Annotated in this window: 13 protein-coding genes; 2 read left to right on the forward strand and 11 right to left on the reverse strand. The window is 54.4% G+C overall.

What is annotated here, in order from left to right; genetic code table 11:
* Window positions 1-2: 2 nt before the first annotated feature.
* The 7 genes from tatB to udp form a co-directional block, all read right to left on the reverse strand.
* A complete protein-coding gene (tatB, locus tag ACJ9Y9_RS22920) occupies window positions 3-545 on the reverse strand; it encodes a Sec-independent protein translocase protein TatB (RefSeq protein WP_028018171.1) in 543 nt (180 codons plus the stop codon).
* A gap of 3 nt (window positions 546-548) precedes the next feature.
* Window positions 549-803 (reverse strand): Sec-independent protein translocase subunit TatA, encoded by a 255-nt coding sequence (gene tatA, locus ACJ9Y9_RS22925; RefSeq protein WP_028018172.1) that lies wholly within the window; start codon window positions 801-803, stop codon window positions 549-551.
* 76 nt (window positions 804-879) lie between these two features.
* Window positions 880-2520, reverse strand: coding sequence for a ubiquinone biosynthesis regulatory protein kinase UbiB (ubiB, locus tag ACJ9Y9_RS22930; RefSeq protein WP_028018173.1), 1641 nt, complete (start codon window positions 2518-2520; stop codon window positions 880-882).
* A complete protein-coding gene (gene ubiJ, locus ACJ9Y9_RS22935; RefSeq protein ID WP_028018174.1) occupies window positions 2517-3122 on the reverse strand; it encodes a ubiquinone biosynthesis protein UbiJ in 606 nt (201 codons plus the stop codon). The genes ubiB and ubiJ overlap by 4 nt, the downstream gene beginning before the upstream one ends.
* Window positions 3123-3135: 13 nt before the next feature.
* Entirely contained in the window at window positions 3136-3891 is a 756-nt protein-coding gene (gene ubiE, locus ACJ9Y9_RS22940) for a bifunctional demethylmenaquinone methyltransferase/2-methoxy-6-polyprenyl-1,4-benzoquinol methylase UbiE (protein WP_008501525.1), read from the reverse strand.
* 66 nt (window positions 3892-3957) lie between these two features.
* Complete coding sequence (gene rmuC, locus ACJ9Y9_RS22945) at window positions 3958-5415, reverse strand: DNA recombination protein RmuC (RefSeq protein ID WP_028018175.1); 1458 nt, start codon at window positions 5413-5415, stop codon at window positions 3958-3960.
* A gap of 143 nt (window positions 5416-5558) precedes the next feature.
* Window positions 5559-6320 carry a uridine phosphorylase gene (gene udp, locus ACJ9Y9_RS22950; protein ID WP_003860792.1) on the reverse strand — a complete coding sequence of 254 codons (762 nt, stop codon included), beginning with the start codon at window positions 6318-6320 and terminating at the stop codon, window positions 5559-5561.
* A 255-nt stretch (window positions 6321-6575) separates the two neighbouring features.
* Between udp and ACJ9Y9_RS22955 the strand changes: the two genes are divergently transcribed.
* Window positions 6576-7382: a dienelactone hydrolase family protein gene (locus tag ACJ9Y9_RS22955; RefSeq protein WP_028018176.1), complete on the forward strand. Its 807-nt coding sequence runs from the start codon at window positions 6576-6578 to the stop codon at window positions 7380-7382.
* Window positions 7383-7429: 47 nt separating this feature from the next.
* Here the strand turns inward: ACJ9Y9_RS22955 and metE are convergent, their stop codons facing one another.
* Window positions 7430-9691, reverse strand: a complete 2262-nt coding sequence (gene metE / locus ACJ9Y9_RS22960; RefSeq protein ID WP_028018177.1) for a 5-methyltetrahydropteroyltriglutamate--homocysteine S-methyltransferase — start codon at window positions 9689-9691, stop codon at window positions 7430-7432.
* Window positions 9692-9807: 116 nt separating this feature from the next.
* On the opposite strand from metE, the gene metR reads away from it, so the two are divergent.
* Window positions 9808-10761, forward strand: a complete 954-nt coding sequence (metR, locus tag ACJ9Y9_RS22965) for an HTH-type transcriptional regulator MetR (protein ID WP_028018178.1) — start codon at window positions 9808-9810, stop codon at window positions 10759-10761.
* Here metR and ACJ9Y9_RS22970 read toward each other — a convergent pair.
* The 3 genes from ACJ9Y9_RS22970 to pldB form a co-directional block, all read right to left on the reverse strand.
* A complete protein-coding gene (locus ACJ9Y9_RS22970) occupies window positions 10649-11548 on the reverse strand; it encodes a carboxylate/amino acid/amine transporter (RefSeq protein ID WP_032666884.1) in 900 nt (299 codons plus the stop codon). The two genes, metR and ACJ9Y9_RS22970, sit on opposite strands and share 113 nt — an antisense overlap.
* Window positions 11549-11630: 82 nt before the next feature.
* A complete protein-coding gene (yigL, locus tag ACJ9Y9_RS22975) occupies window positions 11631-12431 on the reverse strand; it encodes a sugar/pyridoxal phosphate phosphatase YigL (protein WP_028018179.1) in 801 nt (266 codons plus the stop codon).
* A gap of 26 nt (window positions 12432-12457) precedes the next feature.
* Complete coding sequence (gene pldB / locus ACJ9Y9_RS22980) at window positions 12458-13450, reverse strand: lysophospholipase L2 (protein WP_028018180.1); 993 nt, start codon at window positions 13448-13450, stop codon at window positions 12458-12460.
* Window positions 13451-13549: the final 99 nt, after the last annotated feature.

Consider the following 13549-nt stretch of genomic DNA (forward strand, 5'->3'; position numbering starts at 1 on the left):
GTTTACGCTTTATCACTCGACGATGGGGATGATTCGGAAACAGGCGCGACGGGCTTAACTTCAGCCGCTTTTACCGCTGGCTCTTCCGGCTGCGCCTGTTTTTTCGGTTCAGGTTCCTGCGGCGTTTGTTCAGGCGCTACAGCCTGATGTTCAGCGCTGGCAGGCGTTACGCCCTCGCGCTGCTCCTCGCTGCCCTTAACCACCGGGTTATGGATGGTGTTCGCTTCATCACTCGCTTTTTCAGGATCGTTAATGCTATAGGAGCGCTTCATTGATTCCGCCGCTTCGCGCAGCTCATCCATTGAGGCTTTCAGTTCCGGCGTCAGGTTATCCATGCTCGCCTTCTCTACCTTTTTCAGGCTTTCCTGAAACTCCTGCAACTTAAGTTCCTGCGCCAGCTCATTCTGAACGGTCGATGCCAGCGATCTCAGCGCACGAACCCAGCCCGCAACAGTTTTCACCGCCACCGGCAGACGCTGCGGCCCCAAAACGATCAGGCCAATCACAAAGACCAGCAGCAGCTCACTAAAACCAATGTCGAACACGACTTACACCTGCTCTTTATCGTGGCGTTTAGCGTCTTCCTTTTTGGTTTCGTCTTGCTTGTCGGAGATGGATTTAGCAGTAAAGTCAGCGTCCTGGCTGGTTTTATCCTGCTTGCTCTCATCATCGCTCATCGCTTTCTTGAAGCCTTTGATAGACGCGCCCAGATCGGAACCGATAGAACCGAGCTTTTTGGTGCCGAACAGCAGCACGACGATGACGGCAATGATCAACAATTGCCAGATACTGATACCACCCATACATGTTCCTCAGGGATAGATGATTAATTAGTCAGGTCGCATTATACGTATGCAACCTGTCGATAGCGACGCAAAATCAGCGCGTCTTTCTCCAGCCAACGAGCCAGACAACCACGCCGCCAGCCATCAACCAGGCGGGCATCATCTGCCAGTCCGGACGGTTGATCAGAAGCAGCGTACCACTTAGCAGCAGCGTTGCTCCAATCCCAAAAAGATAGCGTGACTGACCCTGGCGAGCACGGCTGGACTGAAGTTCGCGGGCGATTTTATCCATGCTGTGCTGAAGGTTCTTGCTCTGACGCAAACTGTCGTAAACCAGTTCAGGAATTTCAGGCATTTTTTCGATCCAGAACGGGCCTTTCTCTTTCAGTGAACGCACCAGCGCCGGAATGCCAACCTGATCTTTAATCCAGGATTCAAGGAAAGGTTTCGCAGTCTTCCACAAGTCTAACTGAGGATAGAGCTGTCGGCCTACACCCTCAACGTAAAGTAATGTTTTCTGAAGTAAAACTAGCTGTGGCTGAACTTCCATATTAAAACGGCGAGCCGTGTTGAACAGGTTTAACAGCACATGCCCGAAGGAAATTTCCGCCAGCGGTTTTTCAAAAATCGGTTCGCAGACGGTTCGAATGGCAAACTCAAACTCTTCGACGTTGGTATCCGGCGGGACCCATCCGGAATCGACGTGCAGCTCGGCCACCTTACGGTAGTCGCGGTTGAAGAAAGCGATGAAATTCTCAGCAAGATAGCGTTTATCTTCTTTGTTCAACGACCCCACAATCCCACAGTCGATACCGATATACTTCGGATTCTCAGGATGTTCGTAGCTCACGAAGATATTGCCCGGGTGCATGTCCGCATGGAAGAAGCTATCGCGGAACACCTGGGTAAAGAAGACCTGTACGCCACGTTCGGCCAGCAACTTCATGTTCGTTCCCTGTTTCTCCAGGGCCGTCACATCCGAGACGGGAATACCGTAAATACGCTCCATTACCATCATATTCTGGCTACAGTAGTCAGAATAGACTTCGGGTACGTAGAGCATCGGGCTGTTTTCAAAGTTGCGACGCAGCTGAATGGCGTTTGCCGATTCACGCAGCAGATTAAGCTCATCAATCAGAGTTTTTTCATATTCCCGCACCACTTCCATCGGGCGCAGACGACGTCCATCAGGCAGCAAACGGGGCACCCAACGGGCCAACCGGTAAATCAGCTTCATGTCCGCTTTGATGATCGGCAGGATGTCCGGGCGAATAACCTTAATGACAACTTCTTTACCGTTTTCTTTCAGACGTGCTGTGTGGACTTGTGCGATAGAGGCCGACGCCAGAGGCTGGATGTCGAAATCGTCAAACCAGGTTTCGACGGGAATGTTGCCCATCGCCTCTTCGATCTGCTTTTTCGCGCGTGCGCCGTCAAACGGTGCAACGCGATCCTGCAGCATCGCCAGCTCATCCGCAATCAGAGGCGGGAAGAGATCGCGGCGAGTCGAAAGCATCTGACCGAATTTAATCCAGACCGGACCGAGCTCCTGCAGCGCCAGACGCAGACGTTCACCCAGCGGCTGTCCCTTATGTCGATTAGGCATCCAGAACAGCATCCGCCGCCAGATACGAAGCGGCAGCGTGATACGCATTTTAGGGATAAGCTCGTCGAGCCCGTAGCTCAAAAAGATGCGAATAATGAAATAGAGGCGCCGCATTTCACCAGGCGTCATTTGCCCTCCAGTTTTTCCAGCCGTTTGGTTAACGCATCAACCGCACGTTCAACAGCAGCGGTCTCTTCCGCAAACCACGCCACTTCCAGTGGTCCAGGGGCCATACGCCACTCTTCCGTCAGCACTTCCGCCGCATAGCGTTGTTGCCGTTGCAGGTTTTTACGCAAAAAAGCCGCCCCACCATGAATAGCTTTACCGACCCCTTCGGCGGCAATGTCACCAACAAAAGGTGCAAGCAGCTCTGCGGGGTCGAACTCGGCAAGGTCACTGAGCGCAACGAAATTCTGTACAACCTGAATGTCACCTTCCACTTCCAGCTCACCGCTGCGGATCAGTGCAGTTAATTGCTGGCGGTCGCGTAATTTTGGCAACACGCTCATGTGCGTGATAACAGAGCAGTCGGCTTCACCCTCCCACTCACCCAGAACGTCAAGCTGGCGTTCGCTGAAAACCAGCACCAGCGGCGTCGAGAACTCTTTTAAAACAATGCGTAATACCTTCCCGTTAAGCCGCTGACGTGCAGCTTTCAGCGCCGGGGCGCGATACAGAAAGGCATTCAGTACATTCTCGATGCCAGCAGTGACCAGGGGTTTAAAGGGCACAAGACACCTCCACTCAGAATTTGTAACCGCGATGCAGCGCGACGACACCCGCCGTCAGGTTGAAATATTCAACGTTCTCAAATTCCGCATCCTGCATCATGGCTTTTAATGTGTCCTGATCCGGGTGCATACGAATAGATTCAGCCAGATAACGGTAGCTTTCCGCGTCGTTTGCCACCAGCTCACCAATGCGAGGGAGCACGTGGAATGAATAAGCGTCGTAAGCTTTGCTCAGTGGTTCAATAATCGGTTTAGAGAACTCAAGCACCAGCAGACGTCCACCCGGCTTCAGCACGCGGTACATAGAGCGCAGCGCTTTCTCTTTATCAGTGACGTTACGCAGACCGAAGGAGATGGTAATGCAGTCAAAAGTGTTGTCCGGGAATGGCAGCGCTTCGGCGTTCGCCTGCACATATTCCACATTCCCCACCACGCCGATGTTACGCAGCTTTTCGCGTCCCATTTTCAGCATTGAATCATTAATATCTGCCAGAACGACACGGCCAGTTTCGCCTACCAGGCGAGAGAATTTCGCGGTTAAATCGCCCGTACCGCCAGCTAAATCAAGCACCGTTTGTCCACGACGCACACCGCTGCAGTCGATGGTGAAGCGCTTCCACAAGCGATGAATACCGAATGACATCAAGTCATTCATCACATCGTACTTCGCCGCCACAGAGTGAAATACGTGGGCCACCATGTCAGCTTTCTGCGCTTTGGCAACAGTCTGAAAACCAAAGTGCGTCGTGTCTTGTGAATCGTCAACCATCTCAGAGCCTGCTTATCAGTAAAATGTTTGTGAAGTGTACCAGATTGGACGCGTTTGCCCTACGATTCAACCACCGCGAAACAAACGCGTCGGCTGCTCATCTGGCGATAATTCCGCTGCTAAATCGTTGTCTTCACTGTTTGTCGTTTGTTCAGCACTGCCTTCACGCAGGCGGAACTCCTCGTCCTGCGACGTGGCCTGTTCAACCAGTTCCGGATTAATCTCGCGTTTTACTTCGACGCCCAGACTACGGAATGCCTCAGCTTGTGCCAGTAAGTTGCCACGTCCGGAGGAGAGTTTTTTCATTGCCTGACGGTAGTTATCCTGCGCGCGGTCAAGGCTTTGCCCGACCGAGGACATATCGTCCACGAACAGACGCATTTTGTCGTACAGCTTGCTGGCTCGATCGGCAATCTGTTGCGCATTGCGGCTCTGGTGTTCATAGCGCCACAGGTTCGCAATGGTTCGCAAGGCCACCAGCAACGTGGTCGGGCTGACCAGCATAATGTTATTTTTCAGTGCTTCGGTGATCAGTTCAGGCTGCCTGTCGAGTGCCAGCAGGAAGGCTGGTTCAACCGGAATGAACATCAGCACATAATCCAGCGAGCGCAGGCCCGGCAGTTGCTGGTAGTCTTTTCGGCCCAGCAGACGGATATGGTTACGCACGGAAGCAATATGCTCCTGCAATGCCGACTCTCGGGTGTAATCATCTTCCGCATTAAAGTAGCGCTCATATGCCACCAGCGTCATTTTGGCGTCGATGACAACGTCTTTGCCCTGAGGCAGACGCACTATGACATCGGGCTGCATGCGCGAGCGAGCATCATTTTCGATGCTGACCTGAGTCTCATACTCATAACCTTCACGCAGGCCTGAGGCCTCGAGCACGCGGGTCAGGACCACTTCCCCCCAGTTTCCCTGGGTTTTGTTATCCCCTTTCAGCGCGCGAGTCAGGTTGACCGCCTCCTGTGCCATCTGTGCATTCAGTTGCTGAAGATTGCGAATCTCATGCGCCAGCGTGTGCCGCTCGCGAGCCTCCTGACCAAAACTGTCCTGCACCTGACGACGAAAACCGTCCAGCTGTTCACGCAGAGGCGTCAGAAGGCTGTTCAGGCTCTGGCGATTCTGTTCATCAACGCGGCGGTTGCTGTGCTCGAAAATGCGGTTGGCGAGGTTTTCAAACTGTTCGCTGAGGCGTTGCTCGCTGTTGATCATCTGACGGATTTTGTCTTCCGCATGCAGTTGGGTGGATTCAAGACGGGTGGTCACTTCGCGGAGATCAGCTTCCAGCGAGGTGTTGATATCCCGCAGGTTGCGTAGTTCGTTGTTGAGCAACTCGCACTCATCGCGCCAGTGCTCGCTCAGAGCAACTTGCTGTTTTGCCGCGCTTAAATCGGCGACTATCTCTTCTCGCTCGGCCAGTTGGTCGGCCTTCTGCTGTGCATGCTGGTAGCTGGAAATGAGCCAGCCAATCCCTAAGCCCACCAGCGCAATCACCGCGTAAATCAGGATCGAGATATCCACAATGCCCCCTGCATCAACGTATTACCCGCACAAAATAGAATTGTGCTGTATAAACGTCCAGTTTGAAAGGGTTTTCCTGCGAGGCGCTACGCAAAAAATAAAGGCCGAACGTGTCGGCCTTTTATTGTATGCAGAAGAGAGGACTAGATCAGGCGACGCGCCGCTTCAACCACGATTTTCACAGCATGACTTTCAGTCTGCTTCATGGTTTCGGCATTCGGGATCTCCTGCTGCGTACGGTTGACGATAACGCCCGCCACCATACCGGCACGCAGACCCTGGCTTGCGCACATGGTCAGCAGCGTGGCGGATTCCATTTCGTAGTTCATCACGCCCATGGACTGCCACTCTTCCATAGAACCTTTGAAACGGCTCACCACGCGACCAGAGAAGGTGTCATAGCGCTCCTGGCCTGGGTAGAAAGTATCGGAAGAGGCAGTTACACCCACGTGCGTGGTCGCGCCCACAGATTTCGCCGCTTCAACCAGCGCAGTGGTACATTCGAAGTCTGCCACTGCCGGGAATTCCATTGGCGCGAAGTGCAGGCTTGCCCCGTCCAGACGCACAGATGCGGTGGTGACCAGCACGTCACCGACATTGATATGCGGCTGAATAGCGCCGGTGGTACCGATACGCAGGAAAGTACGAATGCCCAGTTGCGCCAGCTCTTCAACAGCAATGGAGGTCGACGGGCCACCGATACCGGTAGAACACACGATCACGGCTTTGCCATCCAGCTCTGCACGCCAGGTGGTGAATTCACGATGGGCTGCCAGCTTAACCGGCTTATCCATCAGCGCGGCGATCTTTTCCACACGCTCAGGATCACCCGGGACGATAGCGAGCGTAGCCCCTTGTAAATCGTTTTTGGTGAGGCCGAGATGAAAAACATCAGACTTAGACATAGGTGACTCCTCTGTGGGTCGGTTAGTCAGAAGAAGTAAAATGGTACTTTACAGAAGCAATACGCATAATTTCGTGATGCACTTCACCATGAATGAAAATGATTGCAGTAAATTTCCATGAAAAAGTGATTCACATCACATTAACAAGTTATATCGTGGTGTGCTGCACAAAAGATAGACCGTTTAAGGCACTGTGGGTTGTTAACCTGGTGTCTATATTTACCTTTGCGCTAACTCATTGGTACGGAGAATGCCATGACTGAAAAAATCGGTTTTGCACCTGCTGCAGCCCCGCATGCTTCAACCATCGTTTCAACGCCCGAAGAGGCCATAACGGCGGGTGAGACCTCCATCCCCTCGCAGGGGGATAATATGCCGGCTTACCACGCGCGGCCAAAATCGGCAGAGGGTCCGCTGCCCATCGTCATTGTGGTTCAGGAAATTTTTGGTGTTCACGAACATATCCGTGACCTCTGCCGCCGACTGGCGCTGGAAGGGTATCTGGCCGTTGCGCCAGAGCTCTACTTCCGTCAGGGCGATCCGAACGACTACAGCGATATTCCAACATTACTCAGCAACCTGGTCAGCAAAGTCCCTGACGCGCAGGTCATGGCCGATCTCGACCACGTTGCCAGTTGGGCAGCACGTAACGGCGGTGATGCACATCGTCTGATGGTGACGGGTTTCTGCTGGGGAGGGCGTATCAGTTGGCTGTATGCCGCCCATAATCCACAGCTCAAAGCCGCAGTGGCCTGGTACGGCAAACTGGTGGGTGAAAAAACGCTGAATTCACCGAAACATCCGGTTGATATCGCCACCGAGTTGAATGCCCCCGTGTTAGGGCTTTACGGCGGTCAGGACACCGGTATTTCGCTGGATTCGGTAGAAACCATGCGCCATGCGCTCCGCGCGGCAAATGCGAAGGCGGAGATCGTGGTGTACCCGGATGCCGGGCACGCATTTAATGCCGACTATCGTCCGAGTTATCACGAGGAATCTGCAAAAGACGGATGGCAGCGAATGCTGGCGTGGTTCAGCCAGTACGGCGGTAAAAAAGGGTAAAAGCAAAAAGCCCGGCGGCGGTGACGCCTTACCGGGCCTACAACTTATTACGCCTGACGCAAATTCTGCGCCGCCTGCACCATGTTCGCCAGTGCAGCGCGGGTTTCCGGCCAGCCGCGGGTTTTCAGTCCGCAGTCCGGGTTCACCCACAGACGCTCTGCCGGAATGCGCTGGGCCGCTTTTTTCAGCAGAGCTTCGATCCACTCCACGCTCGGCACGTTCGGAGAGTGAATGTCGTACACCCCCGGTCCTATTTCGTTCGGGTAGTCGAACTCTTCAAATGACTCCAGCAGTTCCATGTCTGAACGCGATGTCTCGATGGTGATCACGTCGGCATCCAGCGCGGCTATCGAATCCATGATGTCGTTAAATTCGCAGTAACACATGTGGGTGTGGATCTGGGTGTCATCCTTCGCGACCGCGGCGTTGATGCGGAAAGCCTCCACGCCCCATTTCAGGTAGGCATCCCAGTCGCTACGACGCAGCGGTAAACCTTCGCGCAGCGCCGGTTCATCGATCTGAATAATGCCAATGCCAGCGGCTTCCAGATCCGCCACTTCATCACGCAGTGCCAGCGCGATCTGTTTGGCGATGGTTTCGCGGCTCACATCTTCACGCGGGAAGGACCAGCAGAGAATCGTTACCGGACCCGTGAGCATTCCTTTCACCGGTTTATCTGTCAGAGACTGGGCATACTTCGCCCATTCAACGGTAATCGCTTCCGGACGGCTGATATCACCAATCACCACCGGCGGCTTCACGCAGCGGGAACCGTAACTCTGCACCCAGCCATTTTGGGTAAACACGAAACCGTCCAGGTGTTCACCAAAGTATTCCACCATGTCGTTACGCTCGGCTTCACCGTGCACCAGAACATCCAGACCTAAACGTTCCTGCTCGATAATCGCCTGTTTAATGTGTTCAGCGATACCGGTGCGGTAATGATTCGCATCCAGATTGCCCTTTTTGAAGTCCAGACGCAGGCCGCGGATCTCGGTAGTCTGCGGGAAAGAACCGATCGTCGTGGTTGGCCAGGCTGGCAGGTTAAAGCGAGCGCGCTGGGCTTCAGCGCGCACTTCATAGGCGCTCTGGCGCTGACTGTCCTGAGCCGTGATGGCTGCCAGACGTTTTTCGACTGCCGGGTTGTGTACGCGAGCCGAGTCACGGCGCGCCTGGATCGGTGCGCTCCATTCGGTAATCGCTGCCGTGTCCCCCGTGTTCAATGCATCACGCAGCAGCGTCAGCTCCTCACATTTCTGCAAGGCAAAGGCAAACCAGCTCTTCACTTCTGCGTCCAGACGGGTTTCAGCGCTGAGATCAATTGGGCTGTGCAACAGTGAACAAGACGATGCCACCCACAACTCACGTTTGCCGACGATGTCTTTAACCTGAGCGTATTTCTCAGTGAGATCGGCACGCCAGACGTTACGGCCATTCACCACACCGGCCGAGAGCAGCCAGTCCGCAGGCAGGCGTTTGTGCAGCTCCGCGACATCATCTTTACCGTGTACAAAGTCAACATGCAGACCCTGCACTGGCAGCGCGGTGATGGTCTTCAGGTTTGGCGTCACGCCTTCGAAATAGGTAGTCAGCAGCAACTTCACCTGTCCGGCAAGTGCGTCATACGCCGGTTTGAAGGCATCTAGCCATTCCTGCGGCAACTCGAGCACCAGAGCAGGTTCGTCGATTTGCACCCACTGGATACCGCGTTTGCCCAGCTCAATCAGCACCTGTTTGTAGACCGGAAGAATGTCGTTCAGCAGGCTGAGGCGATCAAACTGCTCACCCTTCACTTTGCCAAGCCACAGGTAAGTAACCGGCCCCAGCAGCACAGGCTTCACCTGGTGACCCAGCGCCAGCGCTTCGTCCACCTCATCCAGTAATTGCGTCCAGGTCAGTTTGAACTGCTGACCTTTAACGAACTCCGGCACCATGTAGTGATAGTTGGTATTAAACCACTTGGTCATTTCAGCCGCTGCCGCTGGCTCACCTGTTGGCGCGCGACCACGGCCGATGCGGAACAGGGTGTCGATATCTACCGATCCATCTTTGTTCTGATGACGAGCCGGCACATTGCCAAGCAGCAGGCTTGTCGTCAGAACATGGTCGTACCAGGCAAAATCGCCCACCGGCAGCAGGTCAATGCCCGCCTGTTTTTGCTGATCCCAGTGACGCGCACGCAGTTCGCGTCCAACGGCCAACAGTTCTTCACGGGTGGTACTACCCGCCCAGTAGCTTTCTTGCGCTTTTTTCAGCTCGCGACGCAGGCCAACGCGAGGGAAACCGAGAGTGTGATTGCGGATTGTCATGTCATGCCCCTTGTCAATTTTCGGTATTTAGACGTCCAGATGTTTACACATCCATAATTGGCGGTTACTGTATATTCCTCAAGCGCAAAATGTTCATGGCGAAGTGAAGGACTTTCATGATCGAGATAAAACACCTGAAAACGCTACAAGCGTTGCGGAACTGCGGTTCTCTTGCGGCGGCGGCAGCCTCGCTGCACCAGACCCAGTCCGCCCTTTCTCACCAGTTCAGCGATCTGGAACAACGCCTCGGCTTTCGTCTTTTTGTACGCAAGAGCCAGCCGCTACGCTTTACGCCTCAGGGTGAGATTTTGCTGCAGCTGGCAAATCAGGTGCTGCCGCAAATTGCCAGCGCCCTGCAGTCCTGTAACGAGCCGCAACAGACCAAACTGCGTATCGCCATTGAATGTCATAGCTGCATTCAGTGGCTGACCCCCGCACTTGAGAATTTCCGCCAGAAGTGGCCGCAGGTGGAGATGGACTTTACATCCGGGGTGACGTTTGACCCGCAGCCCTCGCTCCAGCAGGGCGAGCTGGATCTGGTCATGACCTCTGATATTCTGCCGCGCAGCGGCCTGCACTACTCCCCAATGTTTGATTATGAAGTGCGTCTGGTGCTGGCGCCGGATCATCCGCTGGCGGCCAAAACGCGCATCACACCGGAAGACCTGGCGACGGAAACGCTGCTGATTTACCCGGTTCAGCGCAGTCGTCTGGATATCTGGCGTCACTTCCTGCAACCGGCAGGCATTAGCCCGCAGTTGAAAAGCGTGGATAACACCCTGTTGTTGATTCAGATGGTGGCGGCCAGAATGGGTATCGCGGCACTGCCGCACTGGGTGGTAGAGAGTTTTGAACGCCAGGGCCTGGTGGTGACCAAAACCCTGGGCGAAGGACTGTGGAGCCGGCTGTACGCCGCCGTGCGCGATGGCGAGCAGCGCCAGCCGATTACGGAGGCGTTTATTCGCTCAACGCGGAACCACGCGTGCGACCATCTTCCGTTTGTGCGGAGCGCGGAGCGACCCAGCGGCGATGGACCCACAGTGAAGCCAGGATCACCGTTCCCCCAATAAGGAAACTCGGCCAGTGGGGTTGCTGCTGCCAGATTGCAAGGTTAACCAGCAGACCCGCGGGCACATGCACGTTGTTCATGATCCCCAGCGTACCGGCGTCGACCTGGGTCGCGCCGTAGTTCCACATGAAGTATCCCAGCCCTGAGGCCACCACACCCAGCCAGACCAGAACGCTCCATTGCACCGTAGTGGTCGGCAGTTTTTGCGGGTTACCGAGCATGAACCACGCCGCTACCGCGACAATCGCGGCCCCCATATAGAACCATGCGAACGCGTTATGCTGCGGCATCGGACGGGTTTCCATCAGACGTTTGTAACCCACCATACCGATGGCGAAACTGATGTTGGCGAGCTGGACGAACATCAGCCCGGTCCAGAAGTGGTCGCTGACTTTGTCATAGCGAATAATCGCCGCCCCAATAACTGCCAGTGCCGCGCTCAGCAAGTATCCCCAGCGTAAACGGCGCTTGCTGAGCAGATCGTAAATCAGCGTGATATAGAGCGGCGTGAGTACGGTAAAAAGCAGAAACTCCGAAACAGACAGGTAGACGTAGGCCCGAAAGCTGAACAGATACATGATGCCGAGCTGCATCGCCCCCACCAGCATATACAGCACAATGGTTTTCAGCGATTGCCCGCGCGTACGCAGAAACGGCAGGAATACCAGCGCCGCCAACCCAACACGCATCAGCACCGAGAAATAACTGTCGACCGAACCAGCAAGATATTCGCCAATCAGGCTAAAGGAGAAGGCCCACAGGATAGTGGTGATAATGAGTAGCGCCACAATGCTTGTCTCTCAGAAAGAAGGACAGGCATTGTAGCGAACTCTTTAGTTGACAACTGAGCAATAAATAACCAAATGAAGATTATTCAAGGAACAGCTTGCGCAGATATTTCGGTACCGCGTTGTCACCGTTAGTGCCGATCACTTCCAGCTCCGGGTGCAGGTCTTTCAGACGCTGGTGCGCGTTCTCCATAATGCAGCCCTTGCCTGCCATCGAAAGCATTTCGGCATCGTTCATACCGTCACCAAAGGCGATGCAGTCTTTCAGCTCGAAGCCCAGACGCTTCGCAACCGCTTCCAGCGCGTGGCCTTTGGATACACCCCCGGCCATCACTTCCAGACAGGTCAGCGTTGAGAAACTCACGTTAACACGGTCGCCCCAGCGAGCGTTGATCGCCTGCTCCAGCGGCAGCAATTCTTCGTGGCTTTCGCAGGTGAAGAACACCTTGCTGATACCTTCAGGTTCAAGCAGGGCTGGCTCGTACAGGGTATAGTTGAATACCGCTTCCTTGAAGAAACGCATTTCGTCAGGGCGGTGGCGGTTCATAAACCACTCATCATCACGATAGACGTTAGTCACGATATCCGGGTTGTTGTGCACCACGCCGAACAGATCGGCGGCGATATCGCGATCAAGGTTATGCGCGAAAATCAGGTTGCCGTCCGTATCGTGTACGCGCGCACCGTTAGAGGTGATCATGTACGATTTGATTTCCAGATTATCGCGGATCTGCCCCACGTCTACGTGGTGGCGGCCAGTGGCAAACACAAAGTTCACGCCACGGGCAGTCAGAAGCTTTAAGGTCTCTTTCGCGTAAGGCGACAGGGTGTGGTCGGGGGAAAGCAGCGTGCCATCTAAATCAGATGCAACAACCTGGTACATAGGGAAATTTAACCTCAATAAAAAAATCAGTTATGCCTGTTGAAAAATTCAACAATGGCGTTGAGCGCGACTGAGCGCATAGCGTCCTTTTCAAAAAGGATCTCATGGTACGCGCCGTTGATGACCAGCGGTTTTCCCCCTTCACAGGGGTGACCGGCAGCAGCGCGGAGTTCACAAAAACGATCGTGCATGCGGTTATCCACCACACGCTCTTCTTCAGCCTGAATCAGAAGTGTTGGCGTGTCATCATCACCCGCGCCAGCAAGCACCTGTTCCCCGGCAAGAATACCTTCCCGCACCCAATGATAGGTCGGACCGCCAACGCGCAGGCGTGGTTCATCGGCATAAAAACGCAGGTTACGACGATAACGCTGTCGGCTGTGGGTTAACACGTTCATTGCAAACGGCAATGCACGCCAGCGCCCCGTCCCGATGGCATAGCCTTCACGAATGCGCTGATGGCCCTCAGCCCAATCGAGAATATGGCGCACCATCCAGTCAGGAAAACGCATGACGATGCCATACATTGGCGCAGTAAGCGCAATGGCATCGCACTGGTGCTCATAGCGCTGCAAAAATAGCGTAGAGATGGCCCCACCCATAGAGTGCGCCAGAATATAGCGCTTACGCCATGGACCAGGTTCAACTTCCTGCTGCCAGAACGCGGCAAGATCGTCGACATAATCGCTGAAATTATCCACATGACCGCGGTGCGTGTCCGATAACAGACGACCAGAAAGCCCCTGCCCACGATGGTCGATAATCAACACATCAAAGCCAAGATGGACAAGATCATAAGCCAGCTCGGCGTATTTGATGTAGCTCTCAATGCGCCCAGGGCAGACGACGATCACCCGATCGTTCTTCACATTGCGGAAACGCACGAAGCGTACCGGAATATCACCGACGCCCGTAAACTCATCTTCCTCACGCTGCCGCCAGAAATCGGTCAGCGGCCCCATAGAGAAAGCAGCAAATGCGTTTTCTCGTGTTTCCCAGTCCTTTTTCTGCTGAAACATCGGGTTTCCACTCACGTAAGCCAAGGAATATCGTTTTTTCGTAACAGGTCACAAAATGACTCAACAATAGCGTATTGTGGCATAAAAATAGACGGTTCG

It is taken from the genome of Enterobacter sp. CPE_E1241 (assembly GCF_045618265.1).
GTDB classification, from domain to species: Bacteria; Pseudomonadota; Gammaproteobacteria; order Enterobacterales; family Enterobacteriaceae; genus Enterobacter; species Enterobacter adelaidei.